The sequence below is a fragment of the Clostridium sp. UBA6640 genome (assembly GCF_002455975.1).
GTDB lineage: Bacteria > Bacillota > Clostridia > Clostridiales > Clostridiaceae > Clostridium_J.
The window spans coordinates 60,378-84,672 of record NZ_DKLM01000172.1 but is presented as its reverse complement, the minus strand read 5'-3'; the positions used below and the strand labels follow the sequence as shown (position 1 = coordinate 84,672).

The following is a 24,295-nucleotide window of genomic DNA, read 5'->3' as shown; positions in this document are numbered from 1 at the left end:
CTAGAATCAATTTAGTTAAATCTACACTTCAAGTTTTAAAAAATGGATTAGATTTAATTGGATTAGAAGTAGTGGATAAGATGTAATATATTAAGATTCAATGAAAAAGAGGGTGCTTTTCTACAGGTCTTAAAGCGAGGGGGAGTGGTGAAAGCCTAAAGTCAAAGGTTTTAAAAATAAAGAGCTAACATTTCTATGATTATATTCAATATATTGTAAGTTGTGTTATAATAATTATGCAAAATGCAATATTTTACCCCCCATTTTTGTGTTTTTGATTGGTACTCTAAACAGAGAATACCATAAAGGAGTGAGATATATACCAAAAGAAGCAAAAAAGTAAGTTTAATAGTTGCAACATTCTGAAACTGACTAGCAAGAATATGTTAAGGGAGTGTTATATATGTTATCTTTAGTAGTTAATGTATAGTAAGTTAAATGATGAATATATCCTAATAAAACCAGTAAATATAAGGGTTTATTAGGANNTGTGATTGTAAAGTAAGTATACCTTAAAACTGAATATGAAATAATTATTAAACAGTAGAATAACTATTGTACATATGTTCTAATGATGTTGAAATGTAAGTAATTAGAAGCTATTTAACATTTTAGACATATTAAAAAACTGGAACAAGATAAAAAGAATCTTATCGTTCAGTTGGTGGATTATGAGGAATTGAAATCTGAAAACGAGCGATTAAAACAGAGATTAGCAAAACAATAACTATTTAGACAAATCACAGTTTGTTGAGATGATGATATAAAGTGAAAATACAGAATTTGGAGGAAATACATATCATGAATGATTTTGATACAATAACGAATCTGGCAATGGAATTACAATCAATAGCTCAAATTGCTCTGACTTATACGAAAGATGTTTATGATAAAGAGCGTTTTGAGAGAATAAGAGAAATATCTGCAGAATTAATGGCAATAAAGACAGGATTTCCGATAGAAAAGGTGAAAGAATTATTTTGTAATGAAACAGGATATCAAACTCCTAAAATAGAAACAAGAGCAGTAATCTTTAAAGAAAATAGAATATTGCTTGTAAAAGAAAAGGGGAAATGGTCTCTTCCTGGTGGATGGGTTGACTATAATGAGTCAATTACTTCAAACACAATTAAAGAAGCTAAAGAGGAATCAGGATTAGATGTGAAACCAATAAAGATTATTGCTATACAAGATAGAAATAAACACAATGTTCCCCAATATGCTTATGGGATAGTTAAGGTCTTTGTTCTGTGTGAGGTATTGGGTGGAAGTTTCCAGCAAAACAATGAAACAACAGAAAGTAATTATTTTTCTCTTGAGAATTTACCTATTTTAGATGAGGATAAAAATGTTTACGAACAAATAAAAATGTGTTTTGACGCAATAAAAGATAATAAATGGCAAGTTGTTTTTGATTAAGGATTTTGCTAAATTCCAATTTGTTAAATCACCATTTGAAGAGGAAACTTTTATTGATATAAGCGAGGCAATTGATAAATGGATGCATGCTTATGAAAATAAATAACTCCAAACCAATATGAACAATCATTATAGAATATGGTTATGCTTGAAAGAAATGTTATAGCAATGAATGATAATGATAATATATAAAAATTTTATAGAAAAAATATATTTTTTAATGAAAACTATTTTCAAATGAGTTTCATTATTGTATAATGTATTTGGCATTTAAATTATACCGCGGCAAACCTAAAAATTGGAGGTAAATTTATATGGCAAAAATGATGGGACCACGTTTCAAATTATGTAGGAGATTAGGATTAAATGTTGCAGGACATCCTAAAGCAATGGAAAGAGCAGTAAGAGGTACTTCTAGAGCTGATAAAAAATTATCAGATTATGGTGTTCAACTTTTAGAGAAACAAAGACTAAGAGCTTATTATGGTGTACTTGAAAAGCAATTTAGTGGATATGCTAAAAAATCTATTAAGGATGCTAAGAGAAATAGGGACATTCCAGGAGAAACACTTATAAAAATGCTAGAATGCAGGCTGGACAATATAGTGTATAGATTGGGATTTGCAAACTCTATTCGCCAAGCTAGACAGATGGTTAACCATGGTCACTTTTTGGTAAATGGAAAAAAAGTAGACATACCTTCTTATAGAATTGAAGTAGGAGATGTAGTTACTTTAAAAGAAGGATCAAGAAAAAATGAAATGTTTAAGGAAAATTTTGAATCTACTTTAATAGGACATTTACCATATTTAGAAAAGGACATGGAAGGTTTTTCTGGGAAACTGTTAAGAATACCTGATAGAAGTGAGGTTCCAATACAAATAACTGAGCAATTGGTTATAGAGTATTATTCTAAGTAATATATTGAAGTGATGTAGATTTAAAGTAATAAATTTATAAAGGATTTAAGGTTGCTATGCTTTTAGTATAACAACCTTAATTTTTTATATAAATTATTTAATATGCGAAATTTTAACAAAAACTAAAAGCTTAAAATTTACAAAAAAGCGTAAAAGGAAGCATAGTTACATGCTTCCTTTTGTGTATATATTTAGAAGATTTGGATGTAATTAATGGACAATGCAAATTTTAAAAAATCTTATAATATAAATTTTGAACACCCGTTTTTATATATGATTTTATATTGTTTGCTCTTCTTTTTAAGAATACCATATTATAAAATCAAATGCAAGTGAAAATCATTATCAAATAAAATATAATTGTATTTTGTTGCTAAAATAATACTAATTTTCTATAATATAGCTATATGGGTATTTAAAATGAAGTATTAATAGGTGATTTAAAGATAAGGAGTTTAACTTTAATATGGATATTTATTTGATTTTAAGTGAACTTATATTGATAGTGTATTATATTTTAGAAATTATAAATGTTTTTAATTTTGGAATCCTCTCTGTAGGATTCATATTAACTTATATAATTATAACGATGGCACAAAGCATATTCCATAAAAAAACTGTTTGTTTTATATTAGCTTTAGGTAAATTTATATTAATTTATTTTGGATATTTTTATATAGATAACATCACAATTATTTTTCTACCATTAAGTTTATATAGAAGTATTGAGATAAACAAATATTTACGTATAAAAATATTTGTTGCATTAATGATTTTATTAGCATTACCAAATACTTTAATTCCAATCTATATCTTTATAAGTCTAATTATGTATATTATATATCATATGTTAAATTATTTTACTCATTACATAGAAAAATTGGAAAATGACATAGTTAATTTAAAAAAGAGAAATGAAAGTCTAGAAAATAAAATATATAAACAAGAAGATTTTGAATCACAAATAAAATATACATCTATATTAGAGGAAAGAAGTAATATATCTCAGAGAATTCATGATGAGGTAGGCCATACTCTTTCAGCTGCTATATTTCAATTAGAGGCTGTAAATTTGCTTTTAGATAAAGATATGGAAAAAGCTAAAACTTTTCTTAAAAGTACTATTGATAGATTAAGAGATGGAATGGATAATATAAGAAATACTTTAAAAGAAATTAAACCGGAAAAAGAACAAATAGGTATAAACAAAGTAAAATTGTTTATAGAAAAAATCAGAATAAACAGCGATGTGGAAATTATTTTAAATTGTGATGATTATATAGATAGAATTTCTTTTGTGAATTGGAAAATCATATATGATAATATTGTGGAATCAATAACTAACAGTTTGAAATATTCAGAAGCTGATAAAATAACGATAACTATATCTATAATTAATAATAAAATTATAAAGTTAGAAATAAAGGATAATGGAATAGGAGTAAAGAAGATAAATAAAAATATGGGGATACGAGGAATGGAAGAAAGATGTGAGAGAATCGGGGGAAAACTTATAGTTGATGGAAGTGATGGTTTTTCTGTAATATCACTACTTCCTATTGAGATTTAGGGGGATATTATGAGTATTAAAATATTAATAGCAGATGATGATGAACTTATTAGAGAAAGCTTGAAGATTATTTTAAATATGAATGAAGAGTTTTCTGTAGTAGATACCGCTAATAATGGTTTAGAGGCTGTTAAAGCTTGCTTAAGGGAAGAAATAGATGTAGCGCTATTAGATGTTAGAATGCCGGTTATGAATGGTGTAGAGGCCTTAAAGGAGATCGTATCAAAATGTAGTACAAAGACTTTGATACTAACTACTTTTGATGAAGATGAATATATAAAAGATGCGCTAAAATATGGAGCTATGGGATATCTACTGAAAAATAATTCTCCAGAAAAAATTAAAAATGCTATATATACAGTTTTAAATGGAAATATAGTACTTCAAGATACAATTATAAAGAAAATAATAAATCCTGATAAAGAAAATCAAAGTAACTTTGACGATAAAAATAAGTTTACTGAAAGAGAAAAGGAAATTATAAAATTAATTTCTGAAGGGTTATCCAATAAAGAAATAGCATTAAATTTATATATATCTGAGGGAACAGTTAAAAATTATATTTCCTCCATATTGGATAAAACTTGTCTCAATCATAGAACTCAAATTGCTATATATTATTTAAAAGGATTACTTTAAGTAATGCACAATTAAGGAAGAAATTATTTTTAAAAAAATAATTTTCTAAAACATATTTTTGACTAGCAATATAAAATTGTTAGTGATTATGGCGAACACTGTTCGCCGCTACAATTAATAAACTTTAAATTTCTCAGTGATAGCTGAGAAATATCAATAATTGTCCATTGTCCATAGTCAATTCTTAATTACATAAGTGTAAATTAAAATAATTTAACATCACAACTCTATAATCCTATAGATTAAATTTAGATTTCCATATCTATATAGATAATGTATGACTTTAGTAATATTGAAAGTATGACCTTCTCCACTTAAGAGAAGGTCTATTTTTTTGTATTATATTTATAAGGAAAGAATTTATGGAGGATTTTGATATGAAGGTTTTAGAAGTAAATAATTTAACTAAAAAATTTAAGGATTTAACCGCTGTTGATAATATAAATTTTTCAATAGAAGATGGGGAAATTTACGGGTTATTAGGACCTAATGGTGCAGGAAAGAGTACTGTAATAAATATGATTTGTGGACTTATAAGCAGTGATATGGGTGAAATAAAGATATTAAAAAGTGATATAAAGAAAAATATGAATTCCACTAAGAAAAATATAGGACTTGTACCTCAAAGTGTAGCTGTATATTGGGAACTTACAGCATTAGAAAATGTAAAATTTTTTGGCAGTTTATATGGGCTGAAAGGAAAAGAATTGGAGGAGAAATCATTAGAAGCATTAGAATTTGTAGGACTTACAGATAGAATTAAAGAACCCTGCAGAAATTTTTCAGGAGGAATGAGTAGAAGATTAAATATAGCTTGTGCCATAGTGCATAAACCTAAAATTATAATAATGGATGAACCTACAGTAGGAATTGATCCTCAATCAAGAAATCATATATTAAATTCTGTAAAGAAACTTAATAAAATGGGTAGTACCATAATTTATACTTCTCATTATATGGAGGAGGTTGAGGAAATATGCAGTAAGGTTGGCATAATGGACCATGGAAAATTAATTTCTGAAGGTACTAAGGAAGAATTGAAGGCACTTATCACTGATTATAACTATATAAAAGTTAATGTGAATAATATAGAGAATTTAGATATTGAAAAGTTCAAAAACATTAATGGTATTAATAATATAAATATAAAAGAAAACACCATTATTTTTGAGAACAATAAAGATATGATAAATATGGATAAGATAATGAGAGTTTTTGTAGATAATAATATTTCTATAAAAAAAATAAATACTGTAATGCCTAATTTAGAAGATGTATTTCTAAAATTAACTGGTAGAAACCTCAGAAATTGAGAGGAGTGATATAGTGAGATTTATTAGTATTGTAGTTAAAGAAATAAAGCAGCATTTAAGAGATAAGACCTATATGATTTGTATGATTTTATTTCCTATATTTTTAGCAGCAATTTTAGTGAGTTCTGCTGGTAGTGATTGGGGAGAAGAAATAGTTTTTAATTCAAAACCCCTAGTATATTATGTAGAAGGAGAAGGCGAAAGCTCTGAAGCTTTCAAAGCCATGATAAAAGGGCTGGAAAATGTAGATAAAAGGGAAATTTACAGCTCAGAAACAGGAATTGAAGAAATTAAAAATAACAAATCCTCTGCATATATAAATTTTAAAGCTAATGAAAATAAAATAACTATATATAAAAATGAAAATCATGATATTGAAGGATCATTAATAGAATTACATCTAAATTCATTTGTAGAAAGATTTAATATACTTATGGAGATAGATAAAGTTAGAGACGAAAATTTATCAAATATCATGGACAATGATAAAAATCATAATTATGTAAAAATAGAATCTTTAGATAAATTAAAGGGACCTGCTAGTAAAGATTACAGTGGAATAATGACCATATTAACAATGGTAATGTATTGTTCTACAGGTGGAATAGCTATAGTTAATACTGAGCGATATCGTAAAACTTTAGATAGACTTATAATTGCTCCAGTAAATAAAGTTTATATACTTTCTGCATTGACAATAGGGGCTTTTATAGTGAATTGCATTCAATTTACTATAGTTATATCTGTGCTTAAATATTTATTTCATATAAATTTCGGAGAGGATTTTATAAGTGTAATATTAATTGTATTATCACTTGCTATATTAGCTATATCTATTGGTTGCTCAATGTCTTTAATGATTCCAAAAGAAAAATCCTATGCAATTTTAAATATACTATTGGTGTTTATATGTTTCCTAGGTGGAAGTTATATATCTATAGAAAATCTTAATAGTGAATTTTTAATGAAATTAACTAATCTCTCACCAGTTCGATGGGCAAATAATGCTATCTTCAGTGTAATTTATGCCAATGATTACTCAAAATTTTATAGTACTTTAGCATTAAATTTGGGCATTGCAGCAGTACTATTTTTAATATCAATGAGACTATTTAAAAGAATGGAGGAGTAATATGAGAAATTCTTTTCTTATAGCAAAAAATAATTTTAAAATAATATTTAAAAAGAAATCTTCTATATTCACATATATACTACTTCCTATAATAAGCATATTATTTTTGCTATTTATTCAATTTTTAAGTAAAACAGAAGTATATAATATAGGAATTGTAAATAAAGATAGAGGGACTTTATCTAAAGATATGATAAGTTATCTAGAAAATACTAAAAAATTTACTTTATCGAGTATAGAAGAAAATGAAATAAAAGACAAAGTTACTAAAAGTGAAACTTCTTATGTCATCATAATTCCAGAAGATTTTGAAGATAGTATATTGAAAAATCAGCCTAAAGACATAGAAATTATAACTATTAAAGATCAAGACTCAACAGTATGGGTTGAAAATTATATAAATATGTATATAGAGAATTTAAGAATAATAAGTAGCGTAAGCAAAGATTCTAAAGACTTCTATGATATTTATGAAGGGTATAAAATTAATGGGGAAATGTTCTTAGAAGGAAAAAGTACAGAGGATGTCACTGGTAAGAAAACTTTTACTACAGCTTCTATGGGAATATTTATAATGTTCTTAATGTATACATCTATAAATATCTCTAAACTTATAATAAGTGAAAAAAGAGAGAAAACCTATTATAGAATATGTGTATCACCTATGTCATCAAGACAATATGTACTTGGAAATGTGATTACCAATTTGTTAATTATAGGGTTTCAATTATTTGTAGTAATATTGATTTTGATGAAGATAATAAAACTTAATGCAAACTATTTAAATTTCTTTATATTAATGATTGTTTTTGGCATAGTGGTAGTATGCCTTGGAGTTTTAATCATATCCTTTGCAAACTCTTCAATGTCGGTAAGTGGTATTACAAATTTTATAGTAGTTCCAAGTTCTATGTTAGGTGGATGTTTTTGGTCTATAAGCCGTAGGGGAGAACTGCTAAGAAGAATATCTCTTTTAATGCCTCAAAGCTATGTTATGGATGGAATAGAAAAAATACAGGGTAATTTACATTTTAAGGATCTAATTCCCAATCTAGCTATACTAATGTTATTTGCATTAGCATTTTTAAGTATAGCAGTTTATAAAATGAAGATAAATAAATCAATAGGGGAATTTTTATAATATATCAATAAAAAGGAGTTCATCGAACTCCTTTTTCTAATTCACGACTCACATTCAACGATTGACAATGGAGAATTGTAGATATTTCTCAGCAATCGCTAAAAAATTAAAATTTATTAACTGTAGCGTCGAACAGTGTTCCCCATATATTTTCTCAAAGGAATAAAAAATCCATGCATTAACGGCTTTTAACTGCTAATGGGACAGCACCAGATATATGAAAGAAAGTTATTATTTTGATAAAGATTTTCAATGCCTATTGAAAATATTTATCAATTGTAATATAATAGCATTGTACCCAAATTAGCAAAGTAGTAGAGTTAACTTATTTATTTTCTCCTATGTTAGTTTAAACTAACATAGGAGAAAATCTGATTGTGTAATACCCTAGCTAATAATTTAATAAATCAAATTTTGAAAACATGATATTTTAGAATAAAAATATTAATTCTGAATAACTGCCTTAAAAGGAGGTGAGTGCTATGACATTGGCTATGGCAAGAGAAGGTGAAGTAAATAAAATAAAGAAAATAACAGGTAGAGATAACTTACGACAATTTCTTGCAAAATTAGGTTTTGTAGAAGGAGAAAGTGTTACTGTCATATCAGAGATATCAGGAAATATGATAATAAACGTAAAGGATTCAAGAATAGCTATTGGTAAAAGTATGGCTAATAGAATCATTATTTAGAGAGGAGAATTATCTATGATGACGTTAAAAGATGTTGAGTGTGGACAAAAGGTAACTGTAGTAAAACTCCATGGAAAGGGAGTTGTAAAAAGAAGAATTATGGATATGGGTATAACTAAGGGGGTGGAAATTTTTGTTCGTAAATTGGCACCTTTAGGGGATCCAATAGAAGTAAATGTAAGAAATTATGAGTTAACACTTCGTAAAGTGGATGCAGAAATGATAGAAGTAAAGTAAAAAAATAAATTATAATCCTTTTAGGAGGGAATTAAATGGAAAATATAAGAATTGCTCTTGTAGGAAATCCTAACTGTGGTAAAACTACAATGTTTAATTATTTAACTGGTAGTTCACAGTATGTAGGTAACTGGCCTGGAGTAACAGTAGAAAAAAAAGAAGGTAAATTATAACAAAATAAAGATGTAAAAGTAATAGATTTGCCTGGAATATATTCACTTTCACCATATACTTTAGAAGAAGTTATAACAAGAAACTATCTTATTACAGAAAAACCAGAAGTTATTATAAACATAGTAGATGGTACAAACCTTGAAAGAAACTTATATCTATCAACTCAGGTAATGGAACTTGGAATTCCTGTTATAATAGCTTTAAATATGATGGATATTGTCAGAAAAAATGGAGATATCATCAATAAGGATAAGTTGGGAAAAGCTATGGGGTGTACCGTAGTTGAAACATCTGCTTTAAAAGGTGACGGATGTAAAGAATTAATTAATAAAGCGATAGAATTAGCTAAATCACACAAAGTTAATCCAATCGGACATACTTTTTCAGTGGATATGGAAAAAGTATTGTCTAGTATTGAGAATGAAATTCAAAATCAAGTCTCAAAAGAACATTTACGTTGGTTTGCTATAAAATTATTTGAAAATGATGAAAAGGCAATTGAACAAGGAAATATTTCAAAATCTTCAAAAGATAAAGTTGGAACAATTGTAACTAGTTTTGAAGATAAAGTAGATGATGATGGAGAAAGTATTATAACTAATGAACGTTATAATTACATAAGTGGAATAATTGGTAAATGTGCAGTTAAGAAAAACAAATCTAAGTTAACGACGTCTGACAAAATAGACAAAATAGTTACTAATAGAGTTTTAGGATTACCTATATTTGCAGCGGTTATGTTCCTTGTTTATTACTTATCTATTTCAACAATAGGTACTGGCGCTACAGATTGGGTAAATGATGTGTTGTTTGGTGATATTATACCTCCTGCAGTAGAAGGCTTCCTTACATCTATAGGAACTGCTGATTGGTTAAATTCACTAATACTTGATGGTATTATTGCTGGTGTAGGAGCTGTACTTGGATTTTTACCACAAATGATGGTATTATTTTTATGTCTTGCGATTTTAGAAGATTGTGGTTATATGTCACGTATAGCTTTTATAATGGATAGAATATTCCGTAAGTTTGGTCTTTCAGGTAAGTCATTTATTCCTATGCTTATAGGAACAGGTTGTGGTGTTCCAGGAATTATGGCATCAAGAACTATTGAGAATGAATCAGATAGGAAAATGACTATTATTACTACCACATTTATGCCTTGTTCTGCGAAATTGCCAATAATAGCTTTAATTGCAGGGTCATTATTCCCGGGGTCAGCTTGGATAGCACCTTCAGCATATTTTGTTGGAATTGCAGCTATTATATGTTCTGGAATAATTTTAAAGAAAACAAAAGCTTTTGCAGGTGAGCCTGCTCCATTTGTGATGGAACTACCAAAATATCATGTGCCTAGTGTAAAAGGTGTGTTTATTCATATGTGGGATAGATCAAAATCCTTCGTTAAAAAAGCAGGTACTATAATATTCCTTGCCTGTGGATTAATATGGTTCTTAAGTACATTCAATTGGTCATTAGAAATGGTGGAAGCTACAGATTCAATATTAGCTTCAATTGGTAAAGTAATAGCGCCTATATTTAATCCATTAGGATGGGGCGACTGGAGGGCAGCAGTGGCAACTATTTCAGGATTTATTGCAAAAGAAAATGTAGTTGGTACATTTGGTATTTTATATGGGGTTGGAGAAGTAGCAGAAGATGGTGTAGAAATTTGGAATACTCTACAAGGCTCATTTACACAACTATCTGCATATTCATTCTTACTATTTAATTTATTATGTGCTCCATGTTTTGCAGCAATTGGTGCAATTAAACGTGAAATGGGTAATGCTAAATGGACTTGGGTAGCTGTAGGATATCAAACTGGATTAGCTTATGTAGTGGCACTTACAGTTTATCAATTAGGATCACTGTTTACAGGAAAAGGATTTGGAGTTGGAACTTTAGTTGCATTAGTACTATTAGCAGGATTCTTGTATATGCTATTTAGACCTTATAAGAATTTTTCTAATCCAACTAATATAAAAGGTGATAAGGTAGAAAATACTAGCGCATAGCGCGTAAGGAGATAATAAATATGTCTACATTTATAATTGGTACATTAGTACTAGGATCATTTGTTCTTGTTGGATGTAAAGTTTATAAAGATAAAAAAAATGGCAATTGCTGTAGCGGAGATTGTTGTGATTGTCATAGCTCATGTAAACCTACTAAGTCAAAATAAAAAATAAAAAATCTATTTTTCAAGTAGTTCCTTATTAGATACTTGAAAAATAGATTTTTTTATTTGATGAAATCATGATGACTTCAGTCATGAGTTAGAATATGCAACTACCTTATACATATAATATATACAAATAATTATATTATACTTATATATACTTGTAATTATAAGAGATGGTTATTATATCATGGACGTGAAGGTATATATTCAATACTATATCATATAGTATGAAATGTAGAGTATGGACATCAAATATTAATAAAAGATGTAGAAGAAAAATTAATAAAAATAGTAAATAAAATAGCTGGTGATAATAATTTTAGAATATTAGAAGATCATAATGAAAGCATTAAAGAGTCTATTAATGTAACTTTTCTTAACACTGAAAGTACATTAAGTTCGTAATACTTCGAAGCATGTTATTGATAGAAGTAAAAAAGAATTTGCTGCAGATTTAAAAACTATATATCATACACCAGCTGAAGAGCAAGGAGATGATCATATAGTTAAAGTTACTGAAAAATAGCAAAGAACATTATCCCGATGAAATGAAAATCTGGTCAGTTAATTATAATTAGGATGTTATAAGCTTATATTTAAGTTTTCTACGATGTAAGCAAGGTTATATACAAAACAAATGCTATTGAAATTCTTGACAATACTTATTGCATATTGAATCGTCAGTAAAGTGTATTTCAAAGTGCACTTCACTTCTTAAAGCATTGTACTTAGCATCTTTCGGAGTCATAAAAAGGTGGAAAATACCACTTAGAAATTTGGGAAAGCTTATAGAGAACTATTCATAATGTATGAAGGAAGACTTTCTTAAAGTTTACAGCTAATATAAAAATACACCCGTATTAAGAGTGTTCCTTACATGTAGTTTATTTGCTATATTTAGTTCATCATTCAGTTTACATAAAATTATTTGCAAATCAATAAAAAGAGCATGACTTAGGCCATGCTCTTTTTATTGATTTGATTTTTTTATTGAAATTGTTTCTTTGTAGTTAGGACATTTGGATGCACAGCTTCCACAGTTACATTCACCTTTGCCCTTTTTCTTAATTTGTTTAAATAATATAACTGCTGAAGCTATGAGAATACCACCTGTAACTAAAATTTCTATCATATTATCACCTCAATTAAAATATAAGGCCTCCTATATTATATATAAGGAATGCGACTATCCAAGCTACTGCTATTTGATAAGTAGCAGAGAAGAAAGCAAATTTACCACCAAATTCTTTTTTCATAGCGCCTATTACTGCAACACAAGGAGTGTATAGTAATGAGAAAGCTAAGAATGATAATGCACTTAAAGTAGTAAAGTTAGCTGCAATAGCTGCCCCTAACTCTCCAGAATATAACACACCCATTGTGCTTACAACAACTTCTTTAGCTGCAAGTCCAGTAAGCAATGATACAGAACTTTGCCATGTACCAAAACCTAGTGGTGCAAATATAGGAGCTATAAAGTTACCAATAGAAGCTAAGAAGCTCTCATCGATTTCTGCCATACCACTCATATTGAAGCTTTGTAGGAACCAAACAATAACTGATATTGCAAATATAATAGTTCCTGCTTTCTTTAAGAAACCTTTACCTTTTTCCCAGGTATGGTGAAGTACTGTTTTAGCTTCAGGTACTTTATATTCAGGTAACTCAATTATAAAAGGTTCTTCAGCTTTTTTATATAAAGTATTTTTTAGTATAATAGCTACTAAAAATGCTACTAAAATTCCAAGTAAATAAAGTCCCAATACTACTTCTGTTTGGTGACTAGCAAATAATGCTCCAGTAAATAGTGCATAAATTGGTAGCCTAGCATTACAGGACATAAAAGGTAGTATTAGAGCAGTTATTTTTCTATCTTTTTCGCTTTCAAGAGTTCTAGCTGACATGATTCCAGGAACAGAGCAACCAAATCCCATCATAAGAGGAATGAAAGCCTTACCGGAAAGGCCAAATTTTCTCATAAGCTTATCCATAATAAAAGCAGCTCTTGCCATATATCCACTGTCTTCTAATATAGACATACCTAAAAATAAAGTTAATATAATTGGCACGAAAGTTATGATTCCTCCAACGCCACCAATGATACCGTCAACTATTAAAGAATTAAACCAAGGGCGGCTATTTTCTAAAAGCCCTCCAACTAATCCTGCAAAATCTTCAGTAATTAATCCTTCTAACCAATCTTGAAGAGGTGCACCTACCCAATCAAAAGTAAATTTAAATATAATCCATAGTAGTGCTAGAAATATTGGGTAAGCTAAAAATCTGTTTAATACAATTTTATCAACCTTTTCACTAATAGATTCTTTCTTAGTCTTTGGCAATTCTACACAAGAATTTAAAATATTCTCTATATAAGCATATGCTTCAGTTTCATTCATTTTGCCAAAATTATGCTTAACGTTTATTGTTGTATCCAGTTTATTAAAGTCCTCGCTATTTAAAAGGTTTTTAACTTCATCAATCCCTTTTGATTTAGCAGCTGAAATAGGAAGGATATTTACTCCTAATTTTTTAGAAAGTAAATCAAAATCTATATGAATATTTTTAGATTTAGCAACATCTATCATATTTACAACTAAAACCATTGGCTTTTTAAATTCTGTTAGTTGTGAAGTTAAATATAAGTTTCTTTCTAAATTTGTAGCATCTACGATGTTTACAATTAGATCAACTTCATCACTTTGTAAAAATTCCTTAGATACTTTTTCTTCATTTGAAAAAGTATCCATGGCATAGATACCAGGTAAGTCTACAATTTTAACATTTTTTCCTACGTAGCCTTCTTTTTTATCAACAGTAACTCCAGCCCAGTTTCCTACATATTGATTAGAACCTGTAAGGGAATTAAAAAGAGTTGTTTTTCCTACGTTAGGGTTACCAAGTAATGCAACAGTAACCATTAATTTTCCCCCTCCATCTTTATAAAGATATTTCTTGCGTCTTTTTTTCGTATAGCAAAATCTGTTCCACGCAAATTAATTATAATGGGATCTCCTAGGGGAGCAACCTTTTTCATCGTAACCTTAGTACCTTCAATAAATCCTAAAGCTAGAAGTCTTTTAGACAATTTTTCGTCACAATTTAATTTTTGTATATAAGCGATATCGCCTAGTTCTAAATCACTAATGCTCAGATCTTTTACTTCCACGTAAGCAGCCGTACTCAAATTTAAATTATTAATGCTCATAATTTTCACCTCTTGTTGATAACAATTATCAGTATCATTATATGATTGTTTTTTAAAAAAGTCAATATTTTTTAGAAAAATAGGTTATTTAAAATAGCATTTGGAAATAATAATAAGTTATAGTAAGTTTTATAAGTAATGATAATTTTAAGTATTTGCATATATATAATTTGTAGAAAATAAATAGGTGAATGTGATATAATAATCAATATGTTGTATTTACCATTATTTTAATATTTTAATATAAATTATGTATTAATTATTTTGGTAACTTTAATTTAGAAAAGAGTGATATGGTGATTATTAAAGAAAATGTGATTTATGTAGAGGATTTTAATGAAGAGAATTGTTTAATAGTTGATGATAAAAAAGATTTATTTAAAGATGCTATTTTTTTTGATTTAGAGCACTACGTCTATAAAAAACCTATATGTATAGGAGTTTTTGGTAGCGCATATTATGATGAAAATGAAAACTCTTTAAAAATAACTCAATATATGATTGAAAATAAATACGAACTAAAAAAACTTTTAAGATTATCAAAAGATTATTTTAAAACTATGATTGAAGAACACAATAAGAAATATATAGTAACTTTTTCAGGTAATAATGACTTTACAGTAATTAATTATTTGTATGAGAAATATAAGATAAATTTTAAAATAGAAGAACATTTTAAAGATATAGATTTACAAAAGTATTATGAGAAGTCTATGAAAACTTCTATAGGACTTAAAAATTTAGAAAGTAAATTTAATATTACAAGAGAAAGTGAAATAATTAGCGGATCAAATTTAGCTAAAACTTTTAGCAAAATTATGAAAGATGAAGAATACTTTAATAGAATGCCTGTGGATAAAAAGGAAAAAATTTTACTATACAATATGCAAGATGTAGTTAGTTTGTTTTATATATATGTAAATTGGAATAAATATATAATTCCTTCTATTGAAGATGTTGAAGCAGAAAATGTTGTTAAATATAAAGAGAAAATTAATTATAAAGTTATTGAAAACAATGGCTGTAGCTAAGTGGTGTTTTAATCCATTTAGTTACAGCTTTTATTTGCATATACAAGTACAACAATAAGTTTTATCCTTGTTTATATGATTAAGATTATCTCCTAAAATAACTCCCTTTTGGGTAAGTTCTTTTCCCGCACTTTCATAACCATAGTCATCGAAGAGCTTCATCATAAGGTATCTTGAAACTAGGACTACAGGAATATTTTTGCTTAAAGCATATTCCACACCTGAAACCATCTTTAAAGGAATGTTTCCTCGTAACATCCACCCCTTCGATAATTAGACCTTGTGTATCTGAATCCACGCAAAATCTTACAAAGCAATCGTCCATTCCACAACATAGATTAAAACCAAATTTAAGTTTAAGAGTGAAAAATTTAATAATTATGAATAATGGGGAATGGGTTATAATATGCTACATGCTACAACCTATTTTTTTTATTCATCATATGATGTTTAAATGCAAAAAATATTTGCAATTAATGAAATATTTAGAAAATTATATTGACAAAATATTTTGAAAAAGCTAAAATATTATTAAGTTCATTTAGTATACTGAATGAACTTAATAATATTAATTATGTATAGTTGTTCCCGTTAACTGTAATGAGGTCTAGGGTGTTAGGATTGATATATTTCTCAAATTCTAATAGTTGTAATGAAATTCCTAATAGAGATTTTTTTTATTAGATTTAATTGCATCTATCAGGTGATATCACTTTGTTAAAGATGCTACTATTAATTTGTTATTTATGTATTAATAACTCATAAGGCAGTATACTTTTTTACAAGTTAACAACATAATTAAATAAAAAATATATTTATAAAATTTACTAAAGATTTCAATAATATGTGAGAGGTGAGGAGAATGCAAAAGCAATATGACATAATGATTATTGGTTCAGGGGTAGTTGGTAGTGCAATTGCAAGAGAGTTTTCAAGGTATGAATTAAAAATAGGTGTATTAGAAAAAGAGTTAGATGTGATATGTGAGACTAGTGGTAGAAATAGTGGAGTCCTTCATGCAGGTTTTAATAATAAACCAGGAACACTTATGGCAAAGTTCTGTGTAGAAGGTAATTTGGGCTTTGACAAAGTAGCAGAGGAACTCCATATTCCTTTTAAAAGGCTAGGGAAACTGGTAACTGGTTTTACAGATGAGGATATAGAGGGACTTAAAGCATTAAAGGAACAGGGAGATAAAAATGGGGTCCCAGGACTAGAAATTGTATCTAGGGAAAGAATTAAAGAATTAGCACCTAATGTAGAGGGAAAAGCAGCATTATATTCACTTATGACAGGAATATTAGATCCATTTATATATACAATAGCTTTAGCAGAAAATGCTTGTGAAAATGGTGTAGATTTTTACCTTGGTAGAGAAGTAACTGATATCCAAAGAAAAGAAGGATATTATGAAGTTACTACAAAAAATAAAGAAACTTATCATACTAGGTGGATAATTAATAGTGCAGGATTAAATTCTGATAAAATAGCAAGAATGGTTGGTATTACGGACTATACCATATATCCATGCAGGGGTGAATATTTTATTTTAGATAAAAATGCAGGGGAATTCCTCCAAATTCCAGCATATCCAGTTCCAAATAAAAAAGAAGGAGGACTTGGAATACATCTTACCCCTTCTATTCATGGAAATATATTTATTGGACCAAGTGCTCAATATCTTGATGAAAATGATAACTATTCAGCTACTGAAGAAGTTATGGACATGCTCGTGAAAGAAGGAAGAAAGATATTACCTCAAATAAAAAGAGAGAATTTTATTAGAAATTTTTCAGGTATTAGACCTAAACTAGTGAGTAAAGAAAAAGGTGGATATGCAGATTTTGTAATTGAAGAAAGAGAAGAGATAGCAAATATGATTAATTTAATTGGGATTGAGTCTCCAGGATTAACTTCAGCAATTCCAATTGCAAGATATGTATTAGATAAGGTTAGAAATAAGGAAGATTTAAAAGAAAATAAAGATTTTAATCCTATAAGAAGTGGTATATTAAAATTTTCGGAGCAATCTGAAGAAAAGCAAGCTGAGCTTATAAAAGAAAACCCTGATTATGGAGAAATTATTTGTAGATGTGAGACGGTTACAAAAGCAGAAATCATGCAGGCAATAAATAATCCATTAGGGGTAGACACAGTGACTGGAATTAAGTACAGAACAAGATCTATGATGGGAAGATGCCAAGGAGGATATTGCCAGACTAGAATTACAGAAATGATTATGAAAGAAAAAAATAAAGAAGTAGATGAAGTAATTTACTTAAGAGAGAATGGAAGAATGCTTTTAGGGAGGGTAAGATAATGGAAGCAATATTAAAAGATGCGGTTATTATTGGAGCAGGTCCAGCTGGACTTGCAGCAGCTTTAAAACTAAAAGAAAAAGGAATAGACGATATTTTAATATTGGAAAGAGAAAAGAAACCTGGTGGAATATTAAAACAATGCATTCATGACGGATTTGGATTAGTAAGATTTAATGAGGCACTTAGCGGACCAGAGTATGCAAATAGGTTTATAGAAGAGGTAGAGAAACAGAATATTGAAATACAAGCAAATGCTACAGTAATAAACCTTACGAATAGTAAGGAAGTTACAGTAGCCACAAAAGAAGGATTAAGAAGATATCAAGCTAAAGTAGTAGTACTAGCGATGGGATGCAGGGAAAGAACAAGAGGAGCTATTAGCATACCTGGTACGAGACCAGCAGGCGTATTTACAGCAGGCGTAGCTCAAAGTTATATGAATTTAAAAAATATTATGGTAGGAAAGAAAGTAGTTATACTGGGCTCTGGAGATATAGGACTTATAATGGCAAGGAGAATGACACTTGAGGGAGCAAAGGTACTTGCGGTAATAGAAAAGCTGCCTTATCCTAGTGGATTGTCTAGAAATATAGAGCAGTGTTTAAATGATTATGATATTCCTCTATTTTTAAGTCATACTGTAACAAATATCAAAGGAAAAGGAAGATTAGAGGAAGTAACTGTAAGTAAAGTGGATGAAAATGGACAACCTATTAAGGGAACAGAAAAGGAATATAAATGTGATACTTTGATACTATCTGTTGGACTTATTCCTGAAAATGAATTGTCGCTTAAAGCTGGAGTAAAATTAGATGAAAGAACAAAAGGTCCAATTGTAGATGAAAATTTACAGACAAGTGTTGAAGGAATTTATGCTGCAGGAAATGTTCTTCATGTACATGATTTAGTAGACTTTGTATCAAGGGAAGGAGAAAAACTTGCAGAGGCAGCAGCAATATATATAAAAGAAGAAAAACAAAATGAAAATAAAATTTTGATAACAACAGATAAGACTATTAATAATGTAGTTCCACAAAAGATAAGTGGAGAAAAAGATGTAGAGATATATCTAAGAGTAAGTAGACCTTCAAGAAATGGGGCAATAGAGATTAAGCAAGGCGAAGAAGTTATTAAAGTGGAGAAATTAAAAAAATTAAATCCAGCGGAAATGGTGCACATAATATTAAAAAAACAAGAACTTATTAGCAAAGAAAATATTAAGGTGGTGGCTCTCCAATGAATAAACAAATTACATGTATAATTTGTCCTAATGGATGTGAATTATCTGTAGAATGGGAAAACCAAAGTATAAAGAATATAAGTGGGGCTTTGTGTAAAAGAGGAAAAGAGTATGCGGCACAAGAAATACAAAATCCTAAAAGAACTATTGCATCTTTAGTTAAAGTGACTAATGGTGAAATACCATTAGTTAGTGTAAGAACAACAAAGGCTGTTCCTAAAGAAAAGATATTTGATGTTATGAAGGAAATTAAGAAGTTAGAAATTAATGCACCTGTAAAAATCAATCAAGTAATTGTTAAAAATATTCTTGGACTTGATTCAGACATTATTGCTACAAAATTTGTAGAAAAGAAAATAAGTAATTTTTAGTGCATTGTAAAATAAAAGAAGAGGAGCTTTGGGGCTTATCTGTAGATGTGTCAGTACCTGCGGTTTTTGAAAATTCTATTTAAATAATCACTATTGGGATGAAATATAGAGGATGGTATTAAGTTTAAGATTTGTAAATAACTTTTGAAAATACGAATCAGTTTATAATGTAAATACATTCATCTATTATTGAAAGGAGATATTTCATGGAACTTCTTCATGCCTTTGGCAGTATATTTAGCATTATTATAATGATAGCCATTGGATATATTTTGACTAAAAAAGAATGGATAGATAAGTCTGGGGCTAAATTATTTTCGAAAATTGTTATAAATGTATCTTTACCAGCTTTGATGATCAATAACCTTATGTCAGATTTTGACAGGGAAAAACTTTTAAGTTTGGGGACAGGACTTATAGTTCCCTTTTTATCTATAGCTTGTACTTATTTACTAGGTAAAATATTTATAAAGGTTTTTAATATTACCCCAAAAAGACGAGGATCCTTTTTATCTATGTTCTTTGTGTCTAACACTATATTTATTGGATTACCAGTTAACCTAGCTCTATTTGGATCAGAAAGTGTTCCCTATGTTTTATTATATTATATAGCCAATACTACATTCTTTTGGACCATAGGTGTTTTTGAAATAAGTAAAGACGGAAAAGGTGAAACTCAAGGATTTTTATCAATGAGTACCATAAAGAGAATATTCTCGCCTCCATTAATGGGATTCATAGTAGCTATAATATTAATACTTTTAACTATTCCTGTACCTAAGTTTATAATGGATACTTGCAAATACTTGGGTAACTTAACTACACCATTGTCTATGTTATTTATCGGTAATACAATGTACTATATAGATTTAAAAGGAATAAGTTTTGATAAAGACAATTTAGGTATTTTGCTAGGAAGATTTATAATATCACCTTTGTTAGTAGTATTGTTATGTAGGTTTTTCCCTTTACCTGAACTTATGAAAAAGGTATTTATTATTCAAGCGGCTATGCCAGTGATGACTAATACTGCAATAGTATCTAAAGCCTATGATGCAGACTATCAATATGCAGCCATTATGATTACTGTAACTACTATATTAAGTTTATTTATAATTCCTATATATAAAATACTGCTTCAATAAAAAAACCTTCTTTTCAGTTAAGACTGAAAAGAAGGTTTTCTTAGAGTAAATCTATCATATGACTACTGACTCTAATACTCCAATCTTTTTCAAAGTGGGAGTAAAAACTCCCTCTGAAGCTTAGAACTTTGTTTATCTTGTTTCAAAGTTTGGGCAAAAAACACTTGGTAATTGTTTGGTAACACAATAAGCATGTTCTAGATGATCTCTCATTGCTTTTCTTGCCATTTCTTCATTTCTGCTTATAAGTGCCTCATATATTGCGCGATGTTTTTCTATTGTATTGTTTCTATCATCATTTGTTAAAGCTTTATGGATTTGTTCTAACTGATCATAAATTAGTTTATTAAGAGTATTCATTAATTTAAAACATAATTCATTTTTAGCACAACTTAATATAGTAATATGAAATAATTGATCCAATCTAGTAAAGTTTTTTATATCTCCTCTAGGAAGACTAACAAGTTCATCAGAGACTCTCTTTAACTCAGCCAAATCTTCTTTTGTTGCTCTAGATGCAGCAAGTCCAACCATTTCTAATTCTATGGACATTCTAAGTTCAAAGAGACTTGTATTACTTGTTTTTTCAAAGGCTAAAATATAAGTTAGTGGTAAATAGTAGTTATTATTTTTAGGATCGTTAATAACAATCCCCTTTCGTGGAGATACAGTTACTATTCCTAAAAACTCCATAACTCGTAAGGCCTCACGTAAAGTTGGACGGCTTACATCTAAGATTTTCATTAATTCTGTTTCATTATACAATTTTTCTCCATATTCAAGTTGATTACTCATTATTAAATGGATAAAGGTTTCAATTATATGAAAATATGCTTTTTTGCTTTTAACAGGTTTCATATCTATTTTATTCATAGTAGCACCTCAATCAATATATTTTACAAGAATTATTTAAAATAGTTATCTATTATATTCTAAATTGTAGAGCTTCCTGTGTCTACATATTATACTAACATTACAAAAGTAATTGGTCTATTAAATAAATCTTATTACGGTTATTGCCTATGTAATTAAGTCTGACACTCCAGGTAAAAGAGGAGACATTAAAAAATAATAAATTATGATGACTAATTTAATAAAGTGTTTGATTAATAATATATAAAATTTTCTTTATTATTTTTATGTTATATATTGGGAGATGTCGTAATAAATATAGTAATAATCTAAAAAATAACAAGTCTTCTACATATTATTTTATATGTTACTACACAAATATTTAGGGGGTATATAAAATGATTTCTAATACTAATATATCAACAAATAGAAAAAATCAATTAGATGCGTTTAGAGAGGTAGAAGAATTATTAAATAAACGAAAATATAAAGGATTTTTTAGAATAAACAGCGAAAATAAATTATTATCCCCAGACATTGACAGTATTGTTTATCTAAGACATAAAAATAATAGAATAGAAAAATTTAATATAGCTTTTACTATAGAAAATGAAAAAGCTATACGAATTTATGAAGTTGAGCTTTTATTGGAAGGCAAACCTATTGATTATTTATATAAGCAATCTGTAATAAATATTATTATGAATAAAATTAAAGAAAGCTTATATATTAAAGAATTAAATCCACAGTATTCTGACTCTATTATTAAAGCTTATATAGGCGCAATTGAAAATGTAAACCATAACAATTAGTTATAAGAAAGGGGTAGCAATGGAAAAAATAAAGAAAAAAATTGAGATGAGTCTTGGAGAAATAAAGTGTAATCTAGTATTAAAAAATGCATCTTATATCAACGTGTTTAATGGACAAATTGAACAGGGAGATATAGGTATATGTGATGATACAATTATAGGCATTGGTAAATATGAGGGAGATATAGAAATTGATTGTTCAGAACAATATGTAGCTCCAGGTTTTATAGATTCCCATATCCATATTGAATCCACAATGATAACACCGGAAAAATACTCTTCAGTAGCAATTAAAAATGGGGTAACCACTGTAATAGCAGATCCTCATGAAATAGCAAATGTAGAGGGATTAAAGGGAATTGAGTTCATGCTTAAAAACTCTGAAAATGCTATGATTGATATGTACTTTATGTTACCATCTTGTGTTCCAGCTACAAGTTTTGAGGATAATGGATATACTTTAAATTGCGAAGAGCTTTTAGAATTGTCAAAGCATCCTAAAGTCTTAGGATTAGGAGAAGTAATGGATATTCAGGCAGTTATGAATAAAAATGAAGAGATGTTATGCAAACTTAAGTCCTTTAATGACAAGCCTATAGATGGTCATAGTCCTATAATATCTCCTATAGAACTAAATGCTTATGTTACTAGTGGTATTAAGACTGATCATGAATGTTCAAATTACAAGGATGCTTTAGATAAAATTTCAAAGGGTATGTATGTATTGATGAGAGAGGGATCGGCAGCTAAAAATCTAATATCACTATTAAAAGCTGTTAATGATGAGAATTACCATAGATTTTTATTCTGTACCGATGATAGAAATATAGAGGATTTAATGGAAGAAGGATCAATTGATAACTGTTTAAGAATAGCTATAAGAGAGGGGATAGATCCTGTTAAAGCTTTTACGATGGCAACTTTTAATGCTGCACAGTGTTATGGATTAAAAAATATTGGAGCTATAGCTCCAGGATATAAAGCAGATTTAGTTATTTTCGAAAGTCTTAAACAAATAAATATTAAAAGAGTATTAAAAAATGGGAAAGATCCTTCATTAAATGCTAAGGCAAGTGTTATTTATAATATTAAGACCTCTATGAATATAGATTTCGTATCAGCTAATGATTTCAAGGTTCCTGCTGTAGGAAACGAAATTAATATAATAAAAGTTAGACCACAATCTTTAGAGACTATAAAAGAAATAAGAAAAATTACGGCAGAAAATGGATATATTTCAAAGGTAAATAGTAAAGATGCTCTGAAATTAGCAATATTTGAACGGCATAAAAGAAGTAAAAAGTATTCTATAGGATATGTTGAAGGATTGGGATTAAGGGATTGTGCTATAGCTCAAACTATTGCACATGATTCCCATAACATTATTGTAATTGGTGATAATGATAAGGATATGGAAGTAGCTGTTAATTCTCTCATTACTATAGGAGGAGGAATCGTTATAGTTTCTGAAGGGAAATTAATATCACAGTTATCACTTCCAATAGGAGGATTAATGACATTCCAAGAGCCTTATATTGTTTGTGAGAATGTAAAAAGGCTTAATAGAATAGCAAGAAGTTATGGAATAAAGCAGGATTTTGATCCATTTATAACTCTTTCTTTTTTATCTCTTCCAGTGATTCCTGAAATCAAACTAACTACTAAAGGGCTATATGAATTTAGTAAAGCAAGTCTTATAGATTTATTTGTATAAATAAAATTATAATAATGATAGAATGTTTTTTCATTGTTACGAAAAACATTCTATTTTTATTTTCTCTTATTAGAAAGTTCAATGTAAAATTTCTATACAAATAAAATTTCATAGTTATGATTTTATGTAAAAAATAAGGATGTGTTATTTATTATCATAATTGTCAATAATAACAATTA

23 protein-coding genes and 1 pseudogene are annotated in these 24,295 nt (G+C 28.5%); 19 read left to right on the top strand and 5 right to left on the bottom strand.

What is annotated here, in order from left to right; translation table 11 throughout:
• The 12 genes and pseudogenes from B2W91_RS20875 to B2W91_RS20820 all read left to right on the top strand — a co-directional run.
• Positions 1-86, top strand: an 86-nt coding sequence (locus tag B2W91_RS20875; RefSeq protein WP_291584483.1) for a DALR anticodon-binding domain-containing protein, incomplete at its 5' end; no start/stop codon positions are given.
• 715 nt (positions 87-801) lie between these two features.
• The gene (locus B2W91_RS20870; RefSeq protein WP_291584466.1) at positions 802-1,419 is read left to right on the top strand and encodes an NUDIX hydrolase N-terminal domain-containing protein; all 618 of its coding nucleotides are present in this window, start codon (positions 802-804) and stop codon (positions 1,417-1,419) included.
• Positions 1,420-1,733: 314 nt separating this feature from the next.
• Entirely contained in the window at positions 1,734-2,339 is a 606-nt protein-coding gene (gene rpsD / locus B2W91_RS20865) for a 30S ribosomal protein S4 (protein WP_291584464.1), read from the top strand.
• A gap of 466 nt (positions 2,340-2,805) precedes the next feature.
• Complete coding sequence (locus B2W91_RS20860) at positions 2,806-3,909, top strand: sensor histidine kinase (RefSeq protein ID WP_291584462.1); 1,104 nt, start codon at positions 2,806-2,808, stop codon at positions 3,907-3,909.
• Positions 3,910-3,918: 9 nt separating this feature from the next.
• Entirely contained in the window at positions 3,919-4,548 is a 630-nt protein-coding gene (locus tag B2W91_RS20855; RefSeq protein ID WP_291584460.1) for a response regulator transcription factor, read from the top strand.
• A 377-nt stretch (positions 4,549-4,925) separates the two neighbouring features.
• Complete coding sequence (locus tag B2W91_RS20850; protein ID WP_291584436.1) at positions 4,926-5,861, top strand: ABC transporter ATP-binding protein; 936 nt, start codon at positions 4,926-4,928, stop codon at positions 5,859-5,861.
• Positions 5,862-5,874: 13 nt separating this feature from the next.
• On the top strand, positions 5,875-6,993 hold the full coding sequence (locus tag B2W91_RS20845; protein ID WP_291584434.1) for an ABC transporter permease: 1,119 nt from the start codon (positions 5,875-5,877) through the stop codon (positions 6,991-6,993).
• 1 nt (position 6,994) lies between these two features.
• A complete protein-coding gene (locus B2W91_RS20840; RefSeq protein ID WP_291584432.1) occupies positions 6,995-8,134 on the top strand; it encodes an ABC transporter permease in 1,140 nt (379 codons plus the stop codon).
• A 482-nt stretch (positions 8,135-8,616) separates the two neighbouring features.
• The gene (locus tag B2W91_RS20835; RefSeq protein ID WP_291584430.1) at positions 8,617-8,826 is read left to right on the top strand and encodes a FeoA family protein; all 210 of its coding nucleotides are present in this window, start codon (positions 8,617-8,619) and stop codon (positions 8,824-8,826) included.
• A gap of 15 nt (positions 8,827-8,841) precedes the next feature.
• A complete protein-coding gene (locus B2W91_RS20830; RefSeq protein ID WP_291584428.1) occupies positions 8,842-9,063 on the top strand; it encodes a FeoA family protein in 222 nt (73 codons plus the stop codon).
• Positions 9,064-9,098: 35 nt separating this feature from the next.
• Positions 9,099-11,255 (top strand): annotated as a pseudogene (gene feoB / locus B2W91_RS20825) (ferrous iron transport protein B).
• Positions 11,256-11,275: 20 nt separating this feature from the next.
• Positions 11,276-11,422, top strand: coding sequence for a FeoB-associated Cys-rich membrane protein (locus tag B2W91_RS20820; protein ID WP_291584426.1), 147 nt, complete (start codon positions 11,276-11,278; stop codon positions 11,420-11,422).
• Between the two features lie 970 nt (positions 11,423-12,392).
• Here B2W91_RS20820 and B2W91_RS20815 read toward each other — a convergent pair.
• From B2W91_RS20815 to B2W91_RS20805, 3 genes are read right to left on the bottom strand one after another with little or no spacing between them, the layout of a single operon-like run.
• A complete protein-coding gene (locus tag B2W91_RS20815) occupies positions 12,393-12,554 on the bottom strand; it encodes a FeoB-associated Cys-rich membrane protein (RefSeq protein ID WP_291584424.1) in 162 nt (53 codons plus the stop codon).
• A 13-nt stretch (positions 12,555-12,567) separates the two neighbouring features.
• The gene (gene feoB / locus B2W91_RS20810) at positions 12,568-14,343 is read right to left on the bottom strand and encodes a ferrous iron transport protein B (RefSeq protein ID WP_291584422.1); all 1,776 of its coding nucleotides are present in this window, start codon (positions 14,341-14,343) and stop codon (positions 12,568-12,570) included.
• A complete protein-coding gene (locus B2W91_RS20805) occupies positions 14,343-14,576 on the bottom strand; it encodes a FeoA family protein (RefSeq protein WP_291584482.1) in 234 nt (77 codons plus the stop codon). Before B2W91_RS20805 ends, feoB (B2W91_RS20810) begins: the two co-directional genes overlap by 1 nt.
• Before the next feature lie 347 nt (positions 14,577-14,923).
• On the opposite strand from B2W91_RS20805, the gene B2W91_RS20800 reads away from it, so the two are divergent.
• Entirely contained in the window at positions 14,924-15,661 is a 738-nt protein-coding gene (locus tag B2W91_RS20800; RefSeq protein ID WP_291584420.1) for a ribonuclease H-like domain-containing protein, read from the top strand.
• Between the two features lie 30 nt (positions 15,662-15,691).
• Here the strand turns inward: B2W91_RS20800 and B2W91_RS20795 are convergent, their stop codons facing one another.
• Entirely contained in the window at positions 15,692-15,919 is a 228-nt protein-coding gene (locus tag B2W91_RS20795) for a hypothetical protein (protein WP_291584418.1), read from the bottom strand.
• Positions 15,920-16,523: 604 nt separating this feature from the next.
• On the opposite strand from B2W91_RS20795, the gene B2W91_RS20790 reads away from it, so the two are divergent.
• The 4 genes from B2W91_RS20790 to B2W91_RS20775 all read left to right on the top strand — a co-directional run bounded on the left by B2W91_RS20790 (position 16,524) and on the right by B2W91_RS20775 (position 20,738).
• On the top strand, positions 16,524-17,981 hold the full coding sequence (locus B2W91_RS20790) for an NAD(P)/FAD-dependent oxidoreductase (RefSeq protein WP_291584416.1): 1,458 nt from the start codon (positions 16,524-16,526) through the stop codon (positions 17,979-17,981).
• Entirely contained in the window at positions 17,981-19,222 is a 1,242-nt protein-coding gene (locus tag B2W91_RS20785) for an NAD(P)/FAD-dependent oxidoreductase (RefSeq protein ID WP_291584414.1), read from the top strand. Before B2W91_RS20790 ends, B2W91_RS20785 begins: the two co-directional genes overlap by 1 nt.
• Complete coding sequence (locus B2W91_RS20780) at positions 19,219-19,593, top strand: DUF1667 domain-containing protein (RefSeq protein WP_291584412.1); 375 nt, start codon at positions 19,219-19,221, stop codon at positions 19,591-19,593. Before B2W91_RS20785 ends, B2W91_RS20780 begins: the two co-directional genes overlap by 4 nt.
• Before the next feature lie 206 nt (positions 19,594-19,799).
• Complete coding sequence (locus B2W91_RS20775) at positions 19,800-20,738, top strand: AEC family transporter (protein ID WP_291584410.1); 939 nt, start codon at positions 19,800-19,802, stop codon at positions 20,736-20,738.
• Between the two features lie 132 nt (positions 20,739-20,870).
• Here B2W91_RS20775 and B2W91_RS20770 read toward each other — a convergent pair whose 3' ends face one another.
• The gene (locus B2W91_RS20770; protein WP_291584408.1) at positions 20,871-21,611 is read right to left on the bottom strand and encodes a FadR/GntR family transcriptional regulator; all 741 of its coding nucleotides are present in this window, start codon (positions 21,609-21,611) and stop codon (positions 20,871-20,873) included.
• A 377-nt stretch (positions 21,612-21,988) separates the two neighbouring features.
• Here B2W91_RS20770 and B2W91_RS20765 point away from each other — a divergent pair, with 377 nt between their 5' ends.
• The gene (locus tag B2W91_RS20765) at positions 21,989-22,402 is read left to right on the top strand and encodes a hypothetical protein (RefSeq protein WP_291584406.1); all 414 of its coding nucleotides are present in this window, start codon (positions 21,989-21,991) and stop codon (positions 22,400-22,402) included.
• A gap of 19 nt (positions 22,403-22,421) precedes the next feature.
• Entirely contained in the window at positions 22,422-24,116 is a 1,695-nt protein-coding gene (gene ade, locus B2W91_RS20760; RefSeq protein WP_291584405.1) for an adenine deaminase, read from the top strand.
• Positions 24,117-24,295: the final 179 nt, after the last annotated feature.